The organism is Rhabdothermincola sp., from assembly GCF_036846205.1.
Classification (GTDB): Bacteria; Actinomycetota; Acidimicrobiia; order Acidimicrobiales; family Acidimicrobilacustridaceae; genus Rhabdothermincola.
This window is the reverse complement of record NZ_DAIUCK010000132.1, coordinates 1-6,913: the sequence shown is the minus strand read 5'-3', so window position 1 is coordinate 6,913 and position 6,913 is coordinate 1. Positions and strand designations below refer to the sequence as shown.

Annotated in this window: 7 protein-coding genes; 6 read left to right on the top strand and 1 reads right to left on the bottom strand. The window is 71.4% G+C overall.

What is annotated here, in order from left to right; genetic code table 11:
• Window positions 1-198 precede the first annotated feature (198 nt).
• The 4 genes from V7004_RS14620 (at window position 199) to V7004_RS14605 (ending at window position 3,780) form a co-directional block, all read left to right on the top strand.
• The gene (locus V7004_RS14620; RefSeq protein ID WP_334144908.1) at window positions 199-1,071 is read left to right on the top strand and encodes a RecB family exonuclease; all 873 of its coding nucleotides are present in this window, start codon (window positions 199-201) and stop codon (window positions 1,069-1,071) included.
• Entirely contained in the window at window positions 1,068-1,634 is a 567-nt protein-coding gene (locus V7004_RS14615; RefSeq protein WP_334144907.1) for a phosphatase PAP2 family protein, read from the top strand. Before V7004_RS14620 ends, V7004_RS14615 begins: the two co-directional genes overlap by 4 nt.
• A 36-nt stretch (window positions 1,635-1,670) precedes the next feature.
• Window positions 1,671-2,273 carry a DsbA family oxidoreductase gene (locus V7004_RS14610; RefSeq protein WP_334144905.1) on the top strand — a complete coding sequence of 201 codons (603 nt, stop codon included), beginning with the start codon at window positions 1,671-1,673 and terminating at the stop codon, window positions 2,271-2,273.
• A 61-nt stretch (window positions 2,274-2,334) separates the two neighbouring features.
• On the top strand, window positions 2,335-3,780 hold the full coding sequence (locus V7004_RS14605) for a wax ester/triacylglycerol synthase domain-containing protein (protein ID WP_334144903.1): 1,446 nt from the start codon (window positions 2,335-2,337) through the stop codon (window positions 3,778-3,780).
• 15 nt (window positions 3,781-3,795) lie between these two features.
• On the opposite strand, the gene V7004_RS14600 is transcribed toward V7004_RS14605, so the two are convergent.
• Complete coding sequence (locus tag V7004_RS14600) at window positions 3,796-4,008, bottom strand: hypothetical protein (RefSeq protein WP_334144902.1); 213 nt, start codon at window positions 4,006-4,008, stop codon at window positions 3,796-3,798.
• 220 nt (window positions 4,009-4,228) lie between these two features.
• Between V7004_RS14600 and V7004_RS14595 the strand changes: the two genes are divergently transcribed.
• Both V7004_RS14595 and V7004_RS14590 read left to right on the top strand, forming a co-directional pair.
• The gene (locus V7004_RS14595) at window positions 4,229-5,734 is read left to right on the top strand and encodes a serine/threonine-protein kinase (RefSeq protein ID WP_334144901.1); all 1,506 of its coding nucleotides are present in this window, start codon (window positions 4,229-4,231) and stop codon (window positions 5,732-5,734) included.
• Window positions 5,735-5,825: 91 nt separating this feature from the next.
• Window positions 5,826-6,839 (top strand): LLM class F420-dependent oxidoreductase, encoded by a 1,014-nt coding sequence (locus tag V7004_RS14590; protein ID WP_334144900.1) that lies wholly within the window; start codon window positions 5,826-5,828, stop codon window positions 6,837-6,839.
• Window positions 6,840-6,913 lie beyond the last annotated feature (74 nt).

Below are 6,913 nucleotides of genomic sequence, written 5' to 3'. Positions count from 1 at the left end.
GCGGCTCCGGAAGCTACGAACGACCAGCACCACCTCTCAAGCGGCATCCGTCACAAAGGAAACTGCAGGTGGTCATAAAAATACGTTCCGTGATTAATGACCCCACTCCTGTCCGTGGACGCCCTGCCTCCCCTCCCCCAGGACGACCGCTTCAAGCAAAGCCCCGTTGTTGTCCCACCTCCCGCGTAGGGTTCTTGCGTGGGGTCCCTGTCGCCACCCACCTCGTTGTCACCCTCGAAGGTGTCGTCATTCACCGATTGCGCCTTGGCGTTCCGGTTCTCGGCGATCGACCGGCTACCCGAGCCTCCGGCGTTGCCGGCCACCAAGGGCACCCTGGTCCACGCGGCGCTCGAGCGGCTCTTCCTCCTGCCACCCGAGCAACGCAGCCTGTCTGCTGCGCTCACCGCGCTCGACGAGGCCTTCGAGGACCTCCGCTCCGACCCCGACTACACCGGTCTCGGACTCGACCGCGCCGGCGAGGCGGCGTTCCTCGACGACGCCGAGGAGCTCGTGCGTCGGTACTTCCAGCTCGAGGACCCGCGGACTGTCGCCCCGATCGGCCTCGAGCTCCTGCTCGAAGCTGATGTCGGCGACCTGAAGCTGCGCGGCATCATCGACCGCCTGGAGCTCGACAGCGACGGCGAGCTGGTGGTCACCGACTACAAGACCGGCCGGGCTCCGCACCAGCATCAGGAGCGGGGCAGGCTCAGCGGCGTGCAGTTCTACGCGTTCCTCTGCGAGCGGCTCTTCGGCCGCCGGCCAGCCAGGGTTCAGCTCCTCTACCTGGCCGACCCGGTGGCGATCACCGCCGTGCCGAACGACCAGTCCATCCGTGCGCTGGAGCGACGGGTGCTCGCCATCTGGTCGACGATCGAGCGAGCCTGCGAGAACGACAGCTTCCAGCCCCGGCCATCCCGACTGTGTGACTGGTGCGCCTTCACGACCTACTGTCCGGTATTCGGGGGCGACCCTGCCGAAGCCCGCCGTGTGGCCGAGGCACGCCGCGCCCGGCCCGACCACGAGGTCGCGGATGAACGAGCCCTGGTGCTCCCCCTAGCATCCGCCGGGTGACCGCCGACCCCGCCGGACCGCTCGAACCCCCACACCGAGTCTCCGCCGTCCAACGCTTCGACGAAGCGGTCGACCGCGAGTTCGACCGGATCCGAGGGCGCGAGCCGCTCGATCGCATCACCTATGCGGTGACCGAGCTCGCCGACTTCGGGCTGCTGTGGCACCTCATCGCCTGGTCTCGGGCGCTGCGGTCCGAACGTGACCTCGAGGCGGCGATCCGCCTGTCGGTCTGCCTCGGAATCGAGTCCGTGATCGTGAACGGCCTCGTGAAGTCGCTGTTCCGGCGGGAGCGACCCGTCTACCAGGGCGAACGCCCGCACAAGTTGCGCATCCCCCTCACCACCAGCTTCCCGAGCGGCCATGCCAGCTCAGCCGTGGTGGCGGCGATCCTGCTCGGCGAGAACAGCCGCGCCGCGCCCGCCTACTGGGCACTCGCCGCCGCGGTCGGAGCCAGCCGGATCCACGTGCGGATCCACCACATGTCCGACGTGATCGGCGGCGCCGCGGTGGGCCTCGCCCTCGGGGTCGCGTTCCGCAAGCTCTGGCCGCTCCGGGACCGCTGACGGAATGGCCGTACCGACCATCCGGTTGCACCGCACATGCCGCTGAGCTTCGCAGTCACCTGGGACTACCGCTGCCCGTTCGCGCGCAACATCCACGACCATCTCATCGAAGCTCTCCTCGGCGGCGCAGATTGGGACGTCCGCTTCGTGCCCTTCTGCCTCGGCCAGGTGCACGTGGCCGAAGGAGAGCCCGACATCTGGGACCGACCCGACGACGACAGCGGCCTGCTCGCCCTCCAAGCGGGGGTCTACGTGCGTGACCATCACCCCGATCGGTTCCTCGCCGTGCACCGAGGGCTGTTCGATACCCGCCACATTCACGGCCGACGCCTGCGAGACCCCGAGGTGGTCGCCGCTGTCCTCGACCTGGCGGGACTCGACGGGGCGGCGGTGCTCGAGACCATCGGCAGCGGGGCGGTGCTCCCCGTCGTGCGGGCAGAGCACGAATCGGCAGCCGCGAGCCACCAGGTGTGGGGAGTCCCCACCTTCCTGGTGGGCGAGCGAGCGACCTTCGTGCGGCTCATGAACGACTCGGGTGGTGACACCGAGCTGGCGACCCGCACCATCGAACGGATCGTGGGCCTGGTCGCCGGCTGGCCCGAGCTCAACGAGCTCAAGCACACCACCCTTGACCGCTGAGCGCACTCCACCTCGACCGCCGTCGGGGCGCTCGCCGACGTGGGGTCCTACGCTGTGGCCGATGGCACCGCACGCTCCGGGAAGCCGCACCCGTGAGGTCCGTTCCGACCGCCGCATGACCGACCTCGAGGCGTTGATGTGGAACGTCGAGAAGGACCCGCACCTCGACCCGAGCTTCGCCAGCGTCACCCTGCTGGACCGCACCCCCGACCTCGAGCGCCTCCGCCGCCGGCTGCTGCGCATGGTGCAACGCATCCCCCGCCTGCGCCAGCGGGTGGTCCCCACGCTCGGGCGCCTGGCACCCCCGGAGTGGCAGGGCGACCCCGACTTCGACGTCGACTACCACCTCCGCCATCTGGCGCTCCCAGCCCCGGGCACACGACGCCAGCTGTTCGACCTCGCCACCCGCTTCCTGCAGGACCCTCTCGACCGCACGCGCCCGCTGTGGGCCTTCGTCGTCGTGGAGGGGCTCGAGGACGGCCGTGCCGCGCTCCTGCAGAAGATGCACCACACGATCACCGACGGCGAGGGCGGGATCCGCATGTCGGAGCAGTTCATCGACCTCACCCGTGACGCACCGGACATCGAGGAGGTCGCCCTCGACTCCGAGGCCCCACCGAGCCGGCCCACGCTCCTCGACGCCGCCGCCGACACCCTCGGGCACACCTGGCGGCGCACCCTCGGTGTCGCGCTGCGAGGCGTCACCGGCGCGGCAGACCTGGTCTCCCATCCCACCCGGTTGCGCACAGCCAGCGCGGAGATCGGCGAGACGGCCGCGTCGATGCTGCGCCAGGTGGCTGTGACGGATCGAGCGCACTCCCCGCTGTGGACCGAGCGCTCCCTCCGGCGGCGCCTGGAAGTGCTCGACGTACCCTTCGACGACGCTCACCGGACGGCCAAGGCACTGGGCGGCAGCCTCAACGACTTCTTCGTGTCCGGGGCCGCGGGGGCGGCCGGGGCGTACCACCGGAGGCTCGGCGCGCCCGTCGCCTCGCTTCGGATGGCCATGCCGGTCAGCACCCGGGTCGACGGGAGCGCCGGGGGGAACGCCTTCGTGCCCACCCGGGTGGTGATCCCGGTCGACATCGAGGACCCGATCGAGCGTTTCGCCGCCATCCACCAGCTCCTCGACCGCACCAAACGGGAGCGGGTGATCGGGGTCATCGACCAGGTCGCCGGGCTCGCGAACCTGTTGCCGACCTCGGTACTGGCCCGCTTCACCCTCGATCAGGCGCGCACCATCGACTTCACCACGTCCAACCTCCGGGCGGCACCGTTCGACCTGTTCATCGGCGGTGCGCTGATCGAGGCCACCTACCCCCTGGGCCCGGTGAGCAACACCGCGTTCAACCTCACGATGATGAGCTACCGAGGCACCCTCAACATGGGGGTGCACATCGACACCGGCGCGGTCACCCGGCCGGAGCTGCTCCGGGACTGCCTCGTCGAGGCCTATGCCGAGCTGATCGCCGCCACCCGTCAGGCCGCCGCGGCGGACATCGTCTGAGACGGCGTCGAACCGTCAGTTCGCCGAAGGCGCCTCGGCCAGATCCGCGGTCAGCAGGAGGCGAACGTCGAGCAGCAGGTCGGCCACCTCGTCGGTGGACACCAGCTCGCGGTGCATCATGTCGCCCAGACCGCGGTCGATCAGCGCGAGGGCCTCGCTGATCGCGCCGCTCGCCTCGACGGTGGCGACCTCGATCTGCTGCATGGTGTCGACCTCGGTCTCGGTCATGTCGTCTCCTGTCGTCGTGTGTCCGACGTGTTCAACACCGGTCGGCACCCGGACTGTTCCAGAGCGACCGGTGCGGCCCGGCCTGGAATACGCATGTTCGCCGCCGTCGAACCCGATTCCGCTGTGACAAGGGTCGCTTGCACCACTGCCCGCCACCTTACCGACACCGAAGTCTTCAGGAGGATCACCCCGCGCGCCCGCGCCCCGCCCCCGGGGGCGCGTGAGACCAGCCGCGCCGACCCCCTACGCTCGAGGGGGCGTGGGCCATTCCTCCCGAGTCGTCGGATACGAGCTGCGACAGCGCCTGGGACGTGGCGGCATGAGCGTGGTCGACCTGGCCCGAGACCCGGCCGGCAGGCCCGTCGCCCTGAAGCGCGTGGTGCTGCACGGCAGCGCGTTCGGCCTGGCACAGGCCCGCCAACGCGTACACCGGGAGGCCGAGGCGCTGGCCCGGTTGGACCACCCCGCCATCGTGCCACTTCTCGACGTGATCGACGACGGTGACGAGATCGTGCTGGTCATGCCCTACCTCGCCGGTGGCACCCTCGCCGACCACGTGCGGACGCGGGGCCCGCTCTCCCCGGGCCAGGTCGAGCACCTCGCCGACACCCTGCTGGCGGGGCTGGCGGCTGCGCACCGGGAAGGCATCGTCCACCGGGACATCAAGCCTGCCAACGTGCTGTTCGACCGTGAGGGCCGAGCGCACCTGGCCGACTTCGGGGTGGCGAGCATCCGTGACGCCACCTCGGGGCTGACCGCGACCGGCAGCCCGATCGGCACCCCCGAGTTCATGGCCCCCGAACAGGCCCGGGGCGAGCCCGCCACCCCGGCGAGCGACGTCTTCTCCCTCGGCGCCACCCTGCTGTACGCCGCCACCGGCCAGCCACCGTACGGTCGATGCGACCCCCGTGTCGCGCTCCAACGAGCCGCGCAGGGCCGGCTGGCGCCGCTGCCGCGCGAGCTCGACGGCTCCCTGCGCCGGCGGCTGGCACCCATGCTGCACCGCAACCCTCGTCGCCGACCCACGGCCGCCGCAGCGGCCGGCGGCCCCACCGGCACCATCGTCGCCGCCCGGGGACCGAGCCGGCGCTCGGCGGCGCTCCTGCCGGCGATCGGCGCAGGCACCCTGGCCGCGGTCGCGTGCCTCGGTGCCATCGCCGCCGGCGTGTGGTACCTGCGCAGCCACCGGGTGGCCTTCGCCGGTCCCGATGCCACCGCATCGCCGGCGGCGAGCACCCCCTTGACGGCGCCCTGCACCCCCAAGCCGTACCAGCCGTGCGGTGCCCCCGCCGCGCCGAACACCGACGGCAGCCGATGCCTCGGTGAGCACGCCGACTACGACGCGGACCCCACCAACGGCTGCGAGGCCGCCCCCGACACCATCGACGGGCAGCCCCTGACCAGCTCGCTGTCAGCCAACCTGGTGCCGGGCGCCGATGTCGACCGCTACCCCGTCCCGGTCCAGGACCGGTTCCAGCTCCTCTGCGACGGCACCTTCCAGGTCACGCTCGCCGGTCCGGCCGGCGCGGCGGCCCGGCTCGAGCTCTACGACGGATCGGAGCTGCTGGGCGCGAAGGTGAGCCGGGACGGATCACCGGTGACGGTGTCGGTGCCGGAGCCGAGCTGCCTCGCGGATGACTCCACCGAGCTCACCGCGCAGGTGAGCTGGGACGGCGACGCCCGCTCGGCGGCCCCCTACCGGCTCACCCGCACCGGATCGTTCTGACCGCGGATCCCACCCCGGGATCCCACGCCCCGGGCGACGGGAAGCGGCACCGGACCGGGGCGGGAGCCGACGCGGGATAGGGTCGCAGCTCATGACCTCCCCGACCGCCGGCACCCCGGCCGGAGCGCCGCTGGGTGTGACCTTCGCCGGGTTCATGAACCTCGGTCTGGATGCCGCCATCACCGCGGCCCGTTGGGCCGAGGAGCTCGGGTATCGCTCGTTCTGGACGGCCGAAACGGTCGGGCCGGAAGCGTTCGCCACCCTGGCCGCGGTCGGCCAGGTGGCGCCGTCGCTGGATCTGGGCACCGGCGTGATCGCCCTCCAGCTGCGCACCCCACCGCTGGCCGCCATGGCCGCGGCCACGCTCCAGGCCCTGCACCCCGACAACGACATCCTGCTCGGGATAGGCATCAGCTCCCCGGTGGTCACTCGCCAGTGGCACGGTGCGCCCTTCGGTGATCGACCTCTGGCCCAGGTGCGGGAGTACGTCACCTTGCTGCGCGAGTGCCTGTCGGGGGAGTCGGTGTCGTTCTCGGGTGAGTTCTACGAGGTGCACCGATTCCGTCTCGGGGTGCGCCTCGGCGAGCGGCGGCCGAAGATCGTGGTCGGGGCGCTGAACCCGGGGATGCTGCGGCTGGCGGGTGAGCTGGCCGACGGTGTGCTGCTCAACTACCTGCCGGCTTCACACGTCCCCTGGTCGGTCGAGCAGGTCCGTGCCGGCGGCGACGCCACCATCTACGCCTACGTGCACGTCGGGGTCTGCGAGCGACCGGACGGCATCGACTACGCCCGGCGGGACCTGTTCTCCTACGCCGTGGTCGACTCGTATGCCCGCAACTTCGAACGGGCGGGCTTCAGCGAGGAGGTGGCCGAGATCCGGGCCCGCCACGAGGCCAGGGACCGGGAAGGCGCGCTGGCCGCGGTGTCCGACCGCATGATCGACGCCATCGACGTCATGGGCGACGCCGACCATGTGGCCGCGACCGTGCAGGCCTACCGCGACGCCGGCGTCGAGGTCCCGGTCGTGATGCCACTGCCCTGGGGACCCGACCGCATGGCCGTCATCCGCCGCACCCTCGAGGCCGCCGCCTCGGCCGGGCGGTAGCGAGGCGGGAGGTCCGCCATGGAGGTGCGTGACCGGGTGGTGGTGGTGACCGGAGCGGCATCCGGCATCGGGCG

Excerpts from the sequence above, each read along its gene's own strand:
- V7004_RS14610 (WP_334144905.1), top strand. The coding sequence starts at position 1,671 with ATGCCGCTGAGCTTCGCAGTCACCTGGGACTACCGCTGCCCGTTCGCG.
- V7004_RS14605 (WP_334144903.1), top strand. The coding sequence starts at position 2,335 with ATGGCACCGCACGCTCCGGGAAGCCGCACCCGTGAGGTCCGTTCCGAC.
- V7004_RS14600 (WP_334144902.1), bottom strand. The coding sequence starts at position 4,008 with ATGACCGAGACCGAGGTCGACACCATGCAGCAGATCGAGGTCGCCACC.
- V7004_RS14590 (WP_334144900.1), top strand. The coding sequence starts at position 5,826 with ATGACCTCCCCGACCGCCGGCACCCCGGCCGGAGCGCCGCTGGGTGTG.